General features: G+C 54.5%; 12 protein-coding genes. 1 reads left to right on the plus strand and 11 read right to left on the minus strand.

Features of this window, described 5'->3' with window-relative positions; genetic code table 11:
• Positions 1 to 72: 72 nt before the first annotated feature.
• From QSV34_RS00715 to QSV34_RS00740, 6 genes are all read right to left on the minus strand, one after another.
• Complete coding sequence (locus tag QSV34_RS00715) at positions 73 to 1,221, minus strand: TlpA family protein disulfide reductase (RefSeq protein WP_289151107.1); 1,149 nt, start codon at positions 1,219 to 1,221, stop codon at positions 73 to 75.
• Between the two features lie 196 nt (positions 1,222 to 1,417).
• Entirely contained in the window at positions 1,418 to 2,500 is a 1,083-nt protein-coding gene (locus tag QSV34_RS00720; protein ID WP_289151109.1) for a permease, read from the minus strand.
• A complete protein-coding gene (locus tag QSV34_RS00725) occupies positions 2,493 to 2,891 on the minus strand; it encodes a MerR family DNA-binding transcriptional regulator (RefSeq protein WP_289151110.1) in 399 nt (132 codons plus the stop codon). The genes QSV34_RS00720 and QSV34_RS00725 overlap by 8 nt, the downstream gene beginning before the upstream one ends.
• A 76-nt stretch (positions 2,892 to 2,967) precedes the next feature.
• Positions 2,968 to 6,048 carry an efflux RND transporter permease subunit gene (locus QSV34_RS00730; RefSeq protein WP_289151112.1) on the minus strand — a complete coding sequence of 1,027 codons (3,081 nt, stop codon included), beginning with the start codon at positions 6,046 to 6,048 and terminating at the stop codon, positions 2,968 to 2,970.
• A complete protein-coding gene (locus tag QSV34_RS00735; protein ID WP_289151113.1) occupies positions 6,045 to 7,124 on the minus strand; it encodes an efflux RND transporter periplasmic adaptor subunit in 1,080 nt (359 codons plus the stop codon). The genes QSV34_RS00730 and QSV34_RS00735 overlap by 4 nt, the downstream gene beginning before the upstream one ends.
• A 145-nt stretch (positions 7,125 to 7,269) precedes the next feature.
• Positions 7,270 to 9,621, minus strand: coding sequence for a TolC family protein (locus QSV34_RS00740; RefSeq protein ID WP_289151115.1), 2,352 nt, complete (start codon positions 9,619 to 9,621; stop codon positions 7,270 to 7,272).
• A gap of 130 nt (positions 9,622 to 9,751) precedes the next feature.
• Here QSV34_RS00740 and QSV34_RS00745 point away from each other — a divergent pair, with 130 nt between their 5' ends.
• Positions 9,752 to 10,378, plus strand: coding sequence for a TetR/AcrR family transcriptional regulator (locus QSV34_RS00745; RefSeq protein WP_289151117.1), 627 nt, complete (start codon positions 9,752 to 9,754; stop codon positions 10,376 to 10,378).
• A gap of 107 nt (positions 10,379 to 10,485) precedes the next feature.
• Here QSV34_RS00745 and recJ read toward each other — a convergent pair whose 3' ends face one another.
• From recJ to QSV34_RS00770, 5 genes are all read right to left on the minus strand, one after another.
• On the minus strand, positions 10,486 to 12,213 hold the full coding sequence (gene recJ / locus QSV34_RS00750; protein WP_289151119.1) for a single-stranded-DNA-specific exonuclease RecJ: 1,728 nt from the start codon (positions 12,211 to 12,213) through the stop codon (positions 10,486 to 10,488).
• 45 nt (positions 12,214 to 12,258) lie between these two features.
• Entirely contained in the window at positions 12,259 to 14,400 is a 2,142-nt protein-coding gene (dinG, locus tag QSV34_RS00755; protein WP_289151120.1) for an ATP-dependent DNA helicase DinG, read from the minus strand.
• Between the two features lie 116 nt (positions 14,401 to 14,516).
• Entirely contained in the window at positions 14,517 to 15,710 is a 1,194-nt protein-coding gene (locus tag QSV34_RS00760; protein WP_289151122.1) for a 1-acyl-sn-glycerol-3-phosphate acyltransferase, read from the minus strand.
• Between the two features lie 93 nt (positions 15,711 to 15,803).
• On the minus strand, positions 15,804 to 16,814 hold the full coding sequence (locus QSV34_RS00765) for an aspartate carbamoyltransferase (RefSeq protein WP_289151124.1): 1,011 nt from the start codon (positions 16,812 to 16,814) through the stop codon (positions 15,804 to 15,806).
• A gap of 248 nt (positions 16,815 to 17,062) precedes the next feature.
• Positions 17,063 to 17,476, minus strand: coding sequence for a DUF6210 family protein (locus QSV34_RS00770; protein ID WP_289151125.1), 414 nt, complete (start codon positions 17,474 to 17,476; stop codon positions 17,063 to 17,065).
• Positions 17,477 to 17,490: the final 14 nt, after the last annotated feature.

The raw sequence follows: 17,490 nt of genomic DNA on the forward strand, positions 1-17,490 counted from the left end.
ACAAAGGCGGCGATTCTACCGGAAAGCGCTCCGGTGAACCACCGCCTTGGCCGTGTCGAAGCCTATGGTTATTTAAGGCAACAAATCAGCCAGCTTTTCGTCGAGTTTTTCACCGCGAAGATCCTTGGCAACGATTTTTCCGGTAGCGCCTTCCACCAGGTAGTTAGCGGGAACACCAGATACGCCGTACATTTTCACTACCGGGCTGGTACGGGCCAGCAGGTCACCGGTATCAATCCAGGGTATGCCCTCTTCTTCCGAGGCTTCTTCCCAGTCTTCCCGTTCGCTATCCAGGGTAAAAGAAACGATTTCAAAACCTTTTTTATTAAAGTGTTTATACGCTGTCTTCATGTGAGGAATCTCTGCGCGGCAGGGGCCACACCAGGAAGCCCAGAACTCTACCAGAACATACTTGTTCTTCTTCAGCACGTTGGCCAGATGAAATTCCTGTCCAGAGAGGTCTTCAGCGGTAAAGTCTTTGATCACCGTACCAACTTGAACAGCGGAACGCGCCTTCTGAAATTCCTGAGCTTTCAACAGACGCTTGAGGGCAACTTTTGCCTCACGAGTACCTTCCAGCTGCTTACTCAGCGACATAATGCTCTGGGCGTTTTGTTCAACGTCCTTATCCCAATAGCCCGCGCCGTGTAACAACAGTTTTGCCATTGGGTCGTTGGTACCTTTATACGCCTTTGTGAGCAATTCCGATTTCAGGTCGTTCACTCTTGTATTTAACGTCATATACTCTTCACGAATGGCAGGAATTTTTACATCTCCGTCAAATTCAAGCAGTGCTTTCCAGACGTCCTGAAAGTCAGAGTTGTTATTCCAGGAATTCACCACTAGTTCACTGTATTTACCCCCCTTTAAACTGAAGTATTTTTCCCCGGTAAATTCAATGACGGTTTCCCCCGGCTCCAGTGGAAAGGTAACACGATGGAACGGATATTCACTATCAGACGGCACCACATCCAAAGCAATGATATAAGGATTTTCCACCGTTCCAGTTAGTGTGACGACACCATTAGTAAAAGGCGCGTCCTTCAAAAACTCAATGTTCTTAGGGGCTTCTATTGTCTTACTGCGATACACCAGAACTCTCGCCCCTTCGGGGAAGTGCTGTGCGCCGGTTACTTTGATTTCGAACGTGTTCGGGCTTGAGGCACAGGCCGCACTAACTACTGCGTACAGTGCCAGTAAACTCAACTTCAGGAATTTCATACTCTGGTCTCTTGTTGTGGAATCAGCGTTAGCTGAGAAACAGGGAGCAAGCGTTCAAGGCACTGAAATTATAGAAACCCTAAAAACGTCGAACACTTAAAAAGCCTGCAAATTAGTATAAATTTTTAATAATGGCTCACATCTTAGACCCATTGAACTTCAAACGCAGTAAAGAAATGTAAAATATCCAGGGAGATCAGGTTCCAAGCGTATTTAGCATCCAGCCCAAGACCAACACCTGAGGCAAGGTCACCAATGGCAAAAACAGCGCCACCTTCCAGGATTTGGCCAGGTCTTTCAGCACCATTACTTCCGTGTAATCGGTAGCAATACCCGCCATCAAAAAGGTAAAACTGTTACCCGGTGCGGCGGCACGGGTGAGTAAATCCGCCGCAATGGGTGTTGAACCTTCGGAGCACACTTCAATAATGGTGGCCGCTGACAGGGTCAGAAACAGCCCAATCAGCGTGGGGCCGAAATAGGTCTGATACACATCCATGGGCACAAAGGCACGGATTAATACCGCCAGCACAATGCCGAACAGCAGCCAGCGAAACACCATTTTTGAATCCCGCAGCCCATCTTTCAGAACTGCGCTGACGGACTTCGGCGTGACCTCCGCAGACTTCAGCAGCTTTTTCAGCTCTGGCCAGAATGTTACTGACTCAGTGGTTTCTACTTGATTGGGATTGGCAGGCAACGTCCCCCGCGCCACCAAACGATCGAAGATGATTCCCGTGGTAATACCAATTACCGCTGACAGTAGAATAAACAGTAGCGTCCACTGCCAGCCAATCAAGGCAATCATCACAATGGTCAGCGACAGGGAATTCCATGGGCTGGCAATCAGAAACGCCATTAGCTGGCCAAGGCTGGCACCGCGCTCGTAGAGTTTGACGCCCACCATCAAAATGCCGTGGTTGCACAAATCCAGTAATATTCCGGCACCGGTAGCCCGTACCACACCACGCACGGAACCGCCCTGCCCCAATACCGACATCACCAACTCTCGCGGCACCCGCTCCAATAGCCCAACAAACACCACCGCCGCCAACAACCCCCACCACATTTCGTGAAGCAGCTGGGCAGTGCCAGAAGTGATCACCCATAACCATTGTGGAACTGAGTTATCCCCAAACAGCCAATACAGTCCATAGCTGACTGCCACTATAAGACCCGAACCCCACAACAGATAATCTGGCCTGACCTTTTCGCCTTGCGGGGTTGGGCAGCAGCTGATTGCCGGCTTTTGTGGTTTTGGTGAGCAGCAGTTAGCCATTGGAACGCTCCGACAGGGAATCGATAATGGCGCAATGGGGCGAGTTGTTATCGGCACAACGAGAAAGTAGATCAGTTAGCAACTGCTGCGTTTCCTGCAGTTCAGCAATTTGTTGAGCCACCTGTTGCTGGCGCTCGGTGACCAATTGGTGAACTTCCGCACTGCGACGTTTGGGATTGCGCCACAGTTGCACCAATTGACCACACTCTTGCAGAGAAAAACCGAACTGTCTGGCACGGCGCAAGAAGCCCAATTCAGAAACTGCAGAATCCGGATAATCCCGGTAGCCATTTTCAAGCCGTGGTGGCGCAGGCAACAAGCCCTGCGCTTCGTAGTAACGGATGGTTTTGGCAGATATGCCGCTTTGTTTGGATAGATCGCCAATATTCAAAGTACTGCCCCAAGGTTAGTGCCACTCTTAGTGAATGGCACTATAAACCTTCCAGCAGCAGGAACGTCAAGAGTTATCAGTTAAACCGAACTCTGAAAAACACCGCATACAACACAGGCACCACCAGTAACGTCAACAAGGTGGCAAACGCCAGACCGAAGATAATAGTCACCGCCATAGGCACAAACATGGCGGTGCCGCCCCACCACAGGGGCATCATGCCGAGCACGGTGGTGGCGGTGGTAAGCATTATGGGGCGCAGCCGTTGCAGGCAGGCGTGCACTACTGCATCGGCCGGAGCTTTACCCTGTTCTTCGATTTCGATTTTGATTCGGTCGATCAATACGATGGCGTTGTTGATAATAATCCCCGCCAGTGAGATCACCCCGAGAATGGTAAAAAAACCGAAGGAGGAATTGGCCACCAGCAAACCAATGGTCACGCCGATCAGCCCCAGTGGGATGGTGGTTAAAATAATAACCGGCCGGCGTATGGAGTTAAATTGCGCCACCAGCAACAGCACAATCACCATCAACGCCAGTGGCAGTTTCGCGGCAATAGAGGCATTGGCATCGCCGGAGGATTCCGACTCGCCACCCATTTCAAAGCGGTAGCCCGTAGGCCATTTTTCAGCGCTTTGTTTTAACCAGGGCACAAGTGTACTGTTCACTTCGGCGGCGGTTACACCATCCTGCAGTTGCACATTCAGGGTGAGCGTACGCTCCCGGTCGCGACGGCGCACCACCCCCGGTTCAAATACCAATTCCACATCCGCCACTTGTTTTAGCGGCACCCGGTCGCCGGAGGATTGCGCGTAAATACTCAGGCCATCCAGCTTGCCCACATCCTGGCGATCGCTAGCCACAGTGCGCAGTTTTACCGGAATCAGCTTGTCCCCTTCCCGATACTGGGTGAGTTCAATACCCGCCAAGCCAGTGCGCAGTGAGTACGCCACATCGTCGCTAGTTACCCCTGCCAAGCGCGCCCGTTCCTGATCCACATTCACCAGCAGTTTTTTGGTGGGCAAGCCCCAGTTATTTTTCACCGAGCTGACACCGGGGCTGGCGTAGAGTTGATCGGTCACTTGCTCCGCCATGCGGTACAGCTGCTCCGAACCGCTGCCAGACAAACGTACTTGAATGGGGTAACCCACCGGCGGGCCATTTTCTAAACGTGACAACTGGGTGGCCAGATCGGGAAAGCGGTTGCGCAGAAACTGGTTGATGCCGGCAATAACGTCATCCACCACTCGGCCATTGCTGGTATTCACAATCATAAAAGCATTGGCAGGGTTAGGGTTGGCAGGGTCCAGGCCCAAAGCAAAACGTGGGCCACCGTCGCCGATAAACGTCATCCAGTTGCTGACCGCAGCATCGCCAGACTGAGGGCGGTAAAACTGCTCCGTTATAAAGTGGTCGAGTTCAGCAACCACCTGCTCGGTAGTTTCAATGGCGGTACCCAGGGGCATCTCCAGTTTCGCGGTAAACACCGGGTCTTCCGATGGCGCGATAAATATCTGCGGTACCAGCCCCATGCCCTGCATGGCCAGCACAAATACCACCACAACCCCCAGCAAAAATGTTTTCGGGCGCCGCAAGGAGGCCAGCAAAAATTGGCGATAAAAGCGGTAGCCACCGCCATCGAACAGCTCATCTTCGGCGCTGTGTTTTTGTTTCACCTTGAGCAGTGAGGTAGTGAGCACCGGAATCAGGGTCATGGTCAGCCCCCAGGAGCACAGCAGGGTAATACCCACCACGTAGAAAATATCCGCGGTGTATTCTCCCACTGCGGATTCTGCCAGGCCGATGGGCATAAAGGCGGCGGCGGTGGTAAGGGACGATACCAGCAGGGGGATTTTCAACTCGCTACCCGCCTCTATGGCAGCAGCAATGGCGCCCATTCCCCCTTCCCGTTTCAGCAGTATGGATTCCACCATCACAATGGCGTTATCCACCAGCAGGCCCAGGGAAATAATCAGCGCCGCTAGGGAAATCTGATTGACGGTAATATCGAATTGCTGCATGACAAAAAAAGTAATCACCATGGTGGCGGGAATCAGGATTGCCACCACCGCGCCGGTGCGCAACCCCAAAAACGCCACCATTACCAGCACCACAATGGCAATGGCTTGCAACAAACTGGACATAAAGTTGTTGACGTTTTCTTCCACCAGCTGTGCCTGGAACCAGACTTTTTCCAGTTCGATACCCCAGGGGTATTGCTGCTGGATTTCGGGAATCAGCCGATTCAGTTTTTTACCTAGTTTGAGAATATCGCCGCCGTCGGTCATGGAGATGGACAGGGTCAGCGCCGCCACCCCGTTGGCGCGGGCCATGCTGGATGGCGGGTCCAGGTAGTCGCGGTATACCCGGGCAATATCTCCCAGTGACACCAACCCGCCTCTGGGCAGTTCGATAACGGTGCTGCGCAAGTCATCCAGAGATTCAAAATTGCCGGTGGGCTCCAGGGCGATGCGCTCTCGCCCACTGGTGATATTGCCGCCGGAGGAGAGAATGTTGACGCTGTTGAGCACGCCGCTGAGTTGCTGCGGCGACAACCCCAGCTCCGTCAGGCGGGCGTTGTTGTAATCGATAAATACCACTTCCTGTTGGGCACCGTGAAATTCCACCTTGGCAATATCCGGCTCTTTTAACAGGCGATCGCGGATTTCATCCGCCACGGTTTTTAACTCCGCGTAACTGAATCCGTCGCCGGTCAGGGTGTAGACACTGCCAAATACATCGCCAAATTCATCGTTGATATGAGGGCCGTCCACCCCTTTGGGCAAATCCCCTTCTACATCGCCAATCTTGCGCCGCAGATCGTCGAAAATCGGGCGCATGTTTTTGTAGCTTTCTTTGAAGTTCACATTGACCACAGAAATGCCGGTGCGGGATTCGCTAACAATAAAATCCACCTCCGGCATTTCCTGGGCTTTCTTCTCGATTTTGTCGGTGACCAGCTGCTCCATGCGCTCCGGAGCCACACCGGGAAGGCGGCTGGTAATTACCGCAGTGCGCACGGTAAAGCCTGGGTCCATGGCCTTGGGCAGGGCGTAATAAGCCGCCAGGCCGGAGATAAACAGCACCGCCACCAGGGCGAAAGTGATGCGATTTTTGTCGATGGCGAAACTGGTCAGCGTGTTTTTTTGGGTCATGGCAACAACACCTGTTGGCCATCGCGAATTACACTGACGCCAGCGGTAATAACTTGATCGCCGCGAGTCAGCCCGCCCAATACTTGCACCCCGGCCTCGGTTAATTCACCCAGTTCCACTACCTTGCGGTTAACCTGGGCCTGCTTGCCATCACTGCCTGGCTCGGCGACAAACACAAAGGTGGCATCAGCGCCTTTGACAATGGCGGACAGAGGCAACAGGTACGTGCTTTGGTCGCCGCTGTCGGCAAACTCAAAGGTCACCTCGGCAGCCAGGCCGGCGCGCACGGTGCTGGATGGTTGCAACACTTTGACAATCACCGGGAACACCGAGGCAGCACCATCCACCACGCCGCCCACTTCGCTAACACGCCCGGCAAACTGTTCGCCGGGCACCGCATCAAAGGCCACCGACACCGTGGCGCCGGATTGGATACCGGCAATCAGGTTTTCCGGCACATTGACGGTAACTTCAATTTCGTCGCCGCAGTTGACCTTGGCCACCGGGCTGCCCTGGCTGACGTTTTCGTTCACCTCGGCGCTCAATTCCGCCACTGTGCAATCGCCGTCCGACGCCAGACGAGTGTAGGACAGCTCCAGCTGCGCCAGTTGCAGGGCTTTTTCCGCCGCCCGCTGTTGCGCTTTGGTGGATTCCGCCTGGGCGCGAGCACTGTCCAAGTCGTTGCGGGACGCGTTGTTGTTTTGGTACAGATCCTTGGTGCGTTGATAACTGGCATCGGCACTGCGGGCATTGGCTTCCGCCTGCTGTAGCGAAGCGCTGCTCTGTTGCACCTTCAACTGGAACGAAGTGGGGTCCAGACGTGCGATCAAGGTGCCCGGTTGCAGGCGATCACCTACCTGCGCGGGCATTTCCACAATGGTGCCAGACACCTTGAAACTGAGCCGCGACTCCTGGCTGGACTGACTGCTGCCGGAAAATACCCTGGTGCGAGATGAGCTGGGGGCATCCAGAGTGACGGTGCGCACCGGGCGCAATTGGGGTTCGGTGTCCACCGCCTTGTCGTCGCAGCCGGCCAGTAATACAGCGGCGAAAGTGAAAGCAAGTTTGTATTTCATAATTAATTCCTTCATAGCGTCATTGCGAGCGCAGCGCGGCGATCCAGTGTCTTGGTTTTGAAAGCCACTGGATTGGTTGTACGCTGCGCTCAACCTGACGGTTGCCCAAATCATAGATTTGTCGCAACGCTCGCAATGACAGTGCTTACTGCCTTGAACCTATATATTCCCGCAACTGCTCCGCCAGTAGTCCGCGCTTGTCCGGGGGCAGCAGGAATTCAAATTCCCCCGCCGCCCGTTGCAGGTTCATCACATTGATCAAAAAATCGTACACCGCGTTGGCGGCGGCGCCCTGGGCCTGCAAGGCGGCGTTTTGCGCATCCAGCAGCTCGATTACTGACACCACTCCTTTGGCGTAAGAGTCGCCGACCAAATCCAGGTTTTTATCCGCCGCCTCTGCCGCCTGACGGGACAGTTCAATGGACGAGTAAGAGGCGCTGGTGCTGTGTACTTCGGCACGCACCTGTTGCTCTATCTGCTCTCGGGTGGCGTTGATCAGAGTGCGCAACTGCTGGCCTTCCAGTTTAGTTTTCGACAGTGCCGATTTGCGACCTCCCCCCTGAAACAGTGGCAGGCTGGCATTGATGGACACAGACCAGTCATCCAGAGATTCCCCCGGCCCGGCGCCGACACCGGCCTGGTCGAAGTTTTTACCGTACTGGCTGCTGATGCTGAAATCCGGCAGCCAGAAATCCCGTTTGCGGTTGACCACTTCCCGTTTGTTGGCCGCCAGCTGCGCTTGCAGTTGGCGCAATTGCGGCGACAGTTCAATAGCCCGCTGCACGGAAAAATCGGTGAGAAAACCCAGGTTGCGGGGGTTGTCGATCAGCTCGTTAAACTCCGCCTCGGTCATCACAAAAGGCTCGTTAATTTGTGCACCGGCCAACTGAAATGGCTCGGTAATGGGGCGATGCAGCAGGCGGTTGAGGTTTTCCTGGGCCTGGCGCAAACCGGCCTGGGCGCGCAGCAACTCACTGCGGTCGGTGGCCAGCTGACTCTCCCAGCGATACTGGTCCGCCGCCGAGCTGGAACCAGCGGCAACCCGATCCCGAGCCAGGCTGAGGTTGTTGCGGGTCAGGCTGAGGTTGTCCTGTTGAATGCGCAGCTGCTCCCGGGCGCGCAGCACATTCAGGTAAGCCACCGTGGCCGCCTGAATAATATCCAGGCGCAATTGCTCAAAGCCCGCCTCGCGGCTGTTCTGCAAATGCCCCTGAATCTGGAAGTTGCTCCAGGCGTCGTCTGAATAAAGCAACTGGCTCAGGGTGAGTGAACCATCGCGGGAGCGCTGCGCCTGCTGCCCCGCCGATACCAGCGGCGACACTTTGCGGCGGGTATTGGCGGCCCCCAGGGAAAGCTGCGGCAACAGGTTGGCGCGGGCGCTGGCAATATCCCGCTCCCCGGCGGCAACCCCGTAGGCCTCCGCACTCAGTTGCAGATTGCGGGCCACCGCCAGCTGCGCCACCGTGGTCAGGTCGTACAGTGGGCCGCCATCCGACTGCTCCTGATTCAGCAGAACCGCTTCACTGAGCACGTCAAAACGTGGGGAAATGCCAATTTGGCGGGCAGTGGCCATATTGATGGTGAGTTCCCGTTTGCCCTGGAACAGGGTCGGCTGGTCGCCGGCTTTTTCACCCAGCATCACCGCCTGCATATTCAGCGCGTTGCGGCGGGCGATGCGCTGCCAGTCGGTGGCCGGCGAATCGGACACCAGCATGCCCAGGCGCACGCCGTCAGAGCCAAGCAAGCTGAAACTGGGCAGCTGGCGTTGATTGATATTTTCCAGCAGCTCCCCCATGGCCACTTTGGGCATGCGTGGCAACCCCGCCATCATCAAACCATCCACCCCCTGGGGCAGCTGTTGCAGCAGCTTGTGGTCAACCCCATCGTGGCCAATAAAGTGCATGGTAATGCCCCGCTGCGCGGCCAGCTGGCGGGCTTTGGCGGCCAGGCTGGGCACCGCCGCCAGGATGGCTTCGTCTACCAACAGGGCAATATTTTTAACCGGCGCCACCCGCTGGAAGCTGGCCAACTGCTCCGTAAACTCCACCCGGTCCACCAGGTAGTTGAGATTGCTCACCCCGGAGCCTCTGCCAGTGGCCTGAACCCCCAACAGCTGGGCGTCGAACACCAGGGGCAAGAATGTGGGTTTGGGGAATTGCTTGCGGGCTGCGCCAATCTGGTTGGCGGCAAGGCCGGACACCAACAGCATATCCACCTCTGGGTCACTATAGGCCCGGTCAAACGCGCTTTGTATACTGGCGGCGCTCCAATCTGCCCGGAAGGGCTTGAAAGTGATAGCGAACTCCCCTTCCGTTAACGCCACCAATTCCTGGCGATATTGCTGCTCAATAAATGAAAGCTGGCGGTCGGGGCCGTCGCTGATTACCGCAATTCGGTAGCTATTGGCCGCCGCAGTTTGGGCAAACAATAGTTTCATCAACAGTAATGCCGCCAACAGCCAGAGAGGCCCAAGGCGGGTATGGTTAAAAAGAGTCATATCTGGGATTCCTGAGGCTACTGATTGAGTATAGTCAGTAGCCAACAAATCAAGTACACCGCGCAGTTTACATATTTATCTGAAAAAGTAAACTACTCAGTGTATTATTTGTCAGCACTGTGGAGACAGCATGAATTCAACAACAAAACCCGTCACCCGATCCCAGCAAAAGCAACAGGACATTGTTCGCGCCGCCGAACAGGTTTTTATTGAATGTGGCTACCGTGGCGCCAGCGTAGACGCCATTGCCGAGCGGGCGCAGGTGTCAAAGCGCACTATTTACAATCACTTCAATAATAAAGAATCGCTGTTTCAACACATCACCAATCTGCTGATTGAAGAGGTGGTGCGTTCCAGCAGCGTTGTTTACGACCGCGAGCAGCCTCTGGACAAACAGCTGTTTGACATTCTCTCTGGCGCCTGGGATGCGCTCACATCCCAAAAACTGATTGAGCTGGTGCGGGTAATTACCAGTGAATATATGCTGAACCCCGCCATGTCGCGGGAAACCATGGAGCGTATCACCAAAGGTGAAGAAGGCATGAACATCTGGCTAAAAGCCGCCATTGCCGACAAGCGCCTCAAGCCAGTGGATGTGGAATTTGCCGCCACCATGTTGCGCGGCATGGTGCACGAATACGGCCATCACCCCATGTTGTTTTTTGGTATGCCCGCCCCCAGCAAAAAAGAAAAGCAGCACACCCTGACGGAAATTGTTGCGGTGTTTTTGGGGCGTTATCAAGCGGGCAGCGAATAGCCCGGAATACAGATTGAGATCTACACAGGATTACGGCATAACCTGTTTTTATTCGCGGTGATAATAACTAATGGGCAAGGCTCTAAGTTGGCTCGCCACTGATACAGCTACAGTTTTTCAAGCTGCTCTACGATCAATTGTACTGAACGGTTTCCACGCCACTCGTTAATATCCGGCTTGAACACGCAACGCACCCGCTCCACATCCGTGGCTGGCCACTGGCCGAGATCAATATTGAAAGCGATGGCATCTATGGCCTCGCCGGATGCATTGGCCACCACCAGTTTGAGATGTTTCTCACCGACAATGCGTTGCTGCACCAGGCGAAACTCACCATCAAATACCGGTTCCGGAAATTGCTGCCCCCAGGGGCCGCCGTCGCGCAACTGCTGTACTCGCTCAAGGGTAAAATCCCCTGCGGCCATTTCGCCATCGGAGTGCAATACCGCCTGTAAATCGTCATCGCAAAGCTGGCGTCGCACTTCATCATCAAATGCGGCTTTAAACTCGTCCAACTTATCCAGGGGCAAACTCATACCGGCTGCCATGGCATGGCCACCGAATTTGCTCAACAAACCGGGGTGGCGTGCAGCCACTGCATCCAGTGCATCGCGAATGTGCAAACCTGGAATGGATCGGGCGGAGCCTTTGATGACACCGTCACTTTCATCGGCAAAAGCGATAACCGGGCGATGTACCTTTTCCTTGATGCGGGATGCCAGCAGGCCAACAACCCCCTGATGCCAGTCTGGGTTGTAAAGGCACAGCCCCCAAGGTAAACCCTGCTTATCCAGTTGCAACTGATCCACAAGCGCGGCCGCTTCTTTTTGCATTTGGGCTTCGATCAACTTGCGATCGCGGTTTAAGCCGTCCAGTTCCTGGGCAAATTCACGAGCAATATCCGGGCTGTCGGTAAGCAGGCATTCAATGCCGTGGCTGATGTCATCCAATCGGCCTGCCGCGTTCAGACGTGGCCCTACAAAAAAGCCAAAATCCATGGCCACCGCTCGACGATAATCGCGCCCGGCGGCAGCCATTAACGCCAATATGCCGGGGCGGCAGCAGCCAGCACGAATACGCTGCAACCCCTGGTGCACCAGAATGCGATTGGTTCGATCCAGAGGCACCACATCCGCCACCGTGCCCAATGCAACCAGATCCAGCCAAGTGGCCATACTCGGCTCAGCGATGCCCTGCCCGGCAAACCAGTTGCTGTCCCGCAACTTGGCCCTGAGTGCACTCAGCAGGTAAAAGATAACGCCAACACCCGCCAGGTTTTTGCTGGGAAAATCGCAACCCGGCTGGTTGGGATTGACGATGGCATCGGCTTTCGGCAGTTGCTCACCCGGCAGGTGGTGATCGGTAACAATCACTTTGATGCCCATCTGCTGGGCCGCAGCCACACCGGTAATACTGGATATGCCGTTATCCACGGTGATGATCAAATCCGGTTTGTTGGCTGAGGCCAGTTCGACAATTTCTGGCGTCAGGCCATAGCCGTAATCAAAACGGTTAGGCACCAGATAATCGACCCGCTGATAGCCCATCGCCCTTAACGCCAGAATACCCAGAGCGGTGCTGGTAGCACCGTCGCAATCGAAATCGCCAACGATCAGCAGGGATTGTTGGTTCTGCAGTGCCAGGCACAACAACTCGACCGCTTTATCAACACCTTTTAACTGATTGGGAGTGGGGAGGTGCTTAAGATGGTTTTCCAGCTCACTGCCGTCCGTAACCCCACGAGCGGCGTAGACGCGCTGCAACAATGGCGGTATGTCGTCAGAAAAAGTGGCGCTAGTAAGATCCGGTTGACGGCGTTTAACAAGTTTTTTCATGGTAAAAATGTAGCTGGTGCAATAGTTGCAGAGTAAGTTATTAGCCTATTCAATCTCCCGCCGAAACGGCGGTAGCGAATCCAGCAACTGACGACCATAGCCCTTGGTCACTACCCGGCGGTCAAGCACAGTGACCTTGCCAGCATCCTGTTCGGTGCGCAAAAGTCGCCCCGCCGCCTGTATCAATTTCAGGGACGCATCCGGCAAGGAAATTTCAAAAAACGGTTTGCCGCCTTTGTTTTCCACCCATTCTGCCAGGGCTTCCTGAATCGGTTCATTGGGCACAGCAAAGGGTATTTTGGCAATAATTACATGGCGGCAGTAATCGCCGGGCAAATCCACCCCTTCGGCAAAACTGGCCAGGCCAAAAATCACACTGCCCTCCCCGGCATCGATACGCTCTTTGTGCCGGCGAATCACTTCCGCGTGGGAGTAATCACCCTGCACCAGAATTTTCTTTGTCACATCTGCAGGCAACCCGTCAAACACCTGTTCCATCTGGCGACGAGAAGCAAACAGCATCAAAGTGCCTTCATTGCTATCAATCCAGTCCGGCAGTTTGTCGATCAAATCGTCGGTGTGGGCAAAGGCATCACTGGCATCGGCAATATTGGGCACTGCCAGCACACCGGCATTGGCGTAATCAAAGGCGCCGGGCACTTGTTGGTAGTGGGCTTTGGAAAAAGTGCCCGCATGGGCACGAAAACGGTCAAAGCTGTTTAGCGCACACAGAGTGGCGGAGGTAATCACCGTGGCAAAGGCCCGGCTCCACAGCTGCTCCCGCAGCAGCGGTGCGGCAACGATGGGGCTGCAACTGAGGCGAATATCTATATTGCCGCCGGCACCACTTTCCACGGACAACCAGCGAGCGCTGGGGGCACCCTGTTTCGGATCGGCACTGGCAAAGGCACTCCACAGTGCGGCACTGGATTCAGTGCGCGACAACCAGCCGCCAGCTACCTGATACAACTGCTCCAAGTCGACTCTGGGCACAGGACAGTGTGGCTCTTCCAGCAAATCATTGAGGCGGTCGTTCAGGGACTCCAGTCGCACTTCCAGTTGCGCAAAACGAGCACCCAATAACGCCGATACGTCTCTTAATTCCGGGCCAATATCACCGTTGACGAAGCGATACTGCTGATCACCAACGGAATCTATTCTGTCCGCCACTTCGTTGAATTGCGGGCTGGCAATGGCCAGTTGGCTGGCGCACTCCAATGCCTGCTGGCCTACCTCCACACAGAGGCTGTGTAAATCCTCCGCAAGAGTGAAATTACTGGCGCTGGCCTTCAATTGCTTATCGATTTGTTGCAGCCACTTGCCGGTGCTGTCCAGTTGGCAGTGGCTGGCAAAATGGCGCAGTGCTGTGTCCGGCAGGCGATGGCCTTCATCGAAAATATAAATGGTTTCTTCTGGCGGCGACAGTATTGCACCGCCGCCGAGTGCCAGGTCAGACATCACCAGATCGTGATTAGCGACAATGCAATCCGCTTCACCCAAGTCATCGCGGGCGCGGAAAAAACAGCAGTTATTGATATGTCGGCAACTGCGTCCGGCACACTGGCGGCGGTCTACGGTCAGCGGCTGCCATTGCTCCTGGGGTACCCCATCAGGCCAACTGTCGCGATCCCCCTGCCACTGGTTGGCGGCCAGAGCATCCGCCATGGAGTTGTAGAGTTTGATGCTGTCGGCACTGGGGTTAAACAGCATCTCATCCGGAAACAGCCCCTGCCCCGCCTGGGTATCGGCGGCCTGATCGAGGCACTGTTCCAGCTTCAATGGGCACAGGTAACGGCCACGGCCTTTGGCCAGGGCAAAGCGGGTATTCCAACCGGTGTGGCGCAGCAGTTCGGGAATATCCCGTAACACGAGCTGCTCTTGCAGGGAAACGGTGCCGGTGGCGATCACCACTTTTTTATCCAACGCCTTGGCCACGGGCAAGGTGGCCAACAGGTAGGCCAGGGTTTTACCGGTACCAGTGCCCGCCTCCACCACACAGAGGCCGCTGCCATCCACCTGTGGGGAGAGAACGCGATTGTTGTCGCCATCCAACTCAATGGCCGCCAAACTATTGGCGATCGCGGCGATCATCTGCTTTTGGCCCAGACGCGGCTTAAGCTCGCGGGCGTTGAGAAAGTCGCGATAGCCTTTTTGGATGGTTTGTTTGAGGTCGTCGGAAAGAGGCATAGAGAGAGGTTACAGGACGCTTCGCTGACAGGGAACAGAGCGCGCTGCGCGCTTACAGGGAAAAAGCTCGTCATTCCCGCGAAGGCGGGAATCCATGTATCTTGGTACTTCGAGCTTTATGGATCCCCGCCTTCGCGGGGATGACTTTCCTGGCCCTGTAAACCGATTTGGCTCACCACCGAATTGGCATACCCCGCCAAGGCAATATTGCGGTGTTCGGCAGGTAATTCTTGCATGCGCTGTTTAAACTGCTGCTCCCGTTCTGCCCACTCCTGATCACTCAAAGCCAGCTTTTCACGCATGGTGCTGAGATTGGGATGATCCCCATGTAGGACGTTGTAAGCAATCAGATTGCTGCTGTGCTGGTGGTAATTTTCAATCACGTGCTGATCGATGGCAGCGGCGATGGTATCTGCACTTTCCAACTCGTCTGCCGTCAGTGGTTCGCCGAAGGCCACATGCACCAGTCCCTTCTCACCCACAATGCCTTTGTAAATACTTTTCAGGTCTTCGTGTTCCGACTTTTGGTAGCTGCCGTGTTTTTCCACTTCATAGAGTTCACGGGCCTTGTAGCCATCGCAGGGATCCAGCTCGTAGGAAAGGGTTACCGGTACAATATTGAGCTGCCCCATGGCCTCGGCAAATTCCTGCTCTTTGCCTTTGCTGAGCGAAAGCATTTTGATCAGTGCGGTATCGGTGCGGTCCAAGCCGTCTTTGGCGCGCCCCTCCCGCTGGGCAATCCAGATGGAGCTGTTTTCCTGGCAAATGGAGTGGCGAATATAACCAGACAACTGCAGCAGCGCTGCCAGTTTTTCACGGCGACCACTCACTGAACGTTTGACGATAAAGCTCTTGTTCAAACGCATCAGGTCAGAGGTGAAGGGTTTGGTCAGCAGATTGTCGCCAATGGCAATACGCGGGGTGCCAAAACCGCCGCGATCCAGGCACAAACCCACCACCGCAGGGTCTACCGCAATATCCCGGTGATTACAGATAAACAGGTAAGAGGCTTTCGGGTTCAGCTTTTCCAGCCCGGAAACCGTAATGTCTCTGGTCTGCTTTTCCATCAGACCCCACCAGTAGTGGCCGATCACCTGCTGAAAACTGGCTACGTCACTGGCGCCAGCAAAGGCTTCCTCAAGCCGGGCCTTGATCGGCCCGCGAAAGACCCAGGGTAGCCAACGAGCCAGGCGTGGGTATTTCATCCGGGCAATGGTGTCGTGCAACTCCGGGTCGGCAACCAGACGCGCCAAAACCCGAGGCACTTCGCTGTCCTTATAGGGGCGAATATCTTCAAAATCAGCGCTCATCTAATGTTCACCCCAAATTTAAAAAATGACTTTAACTTTTTGTTTTTATTTATTTTTTATATGAATTTTCATATAACTCTTTAATACAGGAAGTCAGCCGCGACGATGGTGCCAGCGAACATCATGGCTGTATTGATCCACCATATGGGCAACCCCAAGAACCTGAGCAAACAACGCCATCCGCACCAGTATACCGTTGTCCGCCTGGCGGAAAATAGCCAGATTGGGGTTGTCATCCAGATCCGTATCCAGTTCATTGGCGTCGGAGCGGGAATCACGGGGCAGCGGGTGCATAATCACCGTATTGGGTTCGCAGTGGCGAGTGTAAATGGATTGATTAATGCGCATTTTGCCCCGATACATGTCCGCCTCTTCCACACTGGCAAATCGCTCCTCCTGAATGCGGGTGGAATAGACAATGTGGGCACGGGCAATCCCCTGATCCAGTTGATCAGTCTGTTCAACAGCAATACCTGCAGAGCGCATTTCATCCACCAGTTCGGCGGGCATAGCCAGCTCCGGCGGTGATACCAGCGTAATGCTCACCTGTTTATAGAGCATCAGCAATTTACACAGGGAGTGCACCGTACGGCCAAATTTGAGGTCACCCACCATGGCGATACGCAAGTTATCCAGATTGCGGCCGCGAGCCGAAAGTTCTTTTTCAATGGTGTACAAATCCAGCAGGGCTTGTGTGGGGTGCTCGTTAGGGCCATCGCCGCCATTGATCACCGGCACCCGACTGGTGGAAGCAAAGTCCGCCACCGAGCCCGAATCCGGATGGCGCATGCAGATAATATCGCTGTAGCCAGATAACACACGTGCAGTGTCCTGCAACGACTCACCTTTCACCACTGCCGAACTGGAAAAACCGGTAGTTTCCCGCACCTCCCCGCCCAACAGGTTGAAAGCACAGCCAAAGCTCACTCGGGTACGAGTACTGGGTTCAAAGAACATATTGCCAAGGATGGCCCCCTCCAACACCCGTGTCACCCGGCGACGCTGGGCGTAGGGCTCCATGCTGTCAGCGGTGGCAAACAAAGTGTCAATATCACCCCGCTCAAACTGGCGGATAGAGAGTATATGGGAGCCTTTGAATTCCAAGATAAGTGCCCTGCCGATTGAATTGGTGGGCGATTTTAGCACTTTTGGGTGGGGAATAAATACGGCGGTCGAGCTGTGTAGAGTCGCCACAAGGCAGCGGGGTTTCCAGACACGCTGTCAATACATCCCTGTACGCTCCTTGGCCGCTATCCCTGCGGCCAAAGGTCTGGAAACCCCGATGCCTTATGGTTTAGGTAGTCCGTCTGTCCCGTCGAAAAAATTATGAAAAACAGATGTCTGAAGTGTATTTAATCGCTGTTTTGCCATGTGAGAACTCCTTTTATCTCTCCAAAACCGCTGTAGCAGCCAAATTCAGTTTCTTTTGCTATGACAAAGATCCATGACTCAACAGATTGATGTATCAAACTACGATTCACCCTGATACCTTTAGTCTCTGGGTACTTTTGCAAAATCGTATCAATACCATCTGCTTTTTCCTCGTTAAGCAGACCATCGCTTCCATCAGGGAACAAGGAGCAGAGTTGATTTTCCAAATGTTCAGGATCACTTAAAACCATATCGTTATTGATAGGAATAAGAACACCTTCAAGCTCTCGTTGCAGACAGGCAGTGCCACATACTTGATTTGTGAAATACACACCCGTGCTTTCCTGCACAATTAAAGCTGCGCCACTTATTTCCCACAGCTTAACTTTTTTCATAATCCGAACATCCT

Source organism: Porticoccus sp. W117 (assembly GCF_030341905.1).
GTDB lineage: Bacteria > Pseudomonadota > Gammaproteobacteria > Pseudomonadales > Porticoccaceae > SCSIO-12696.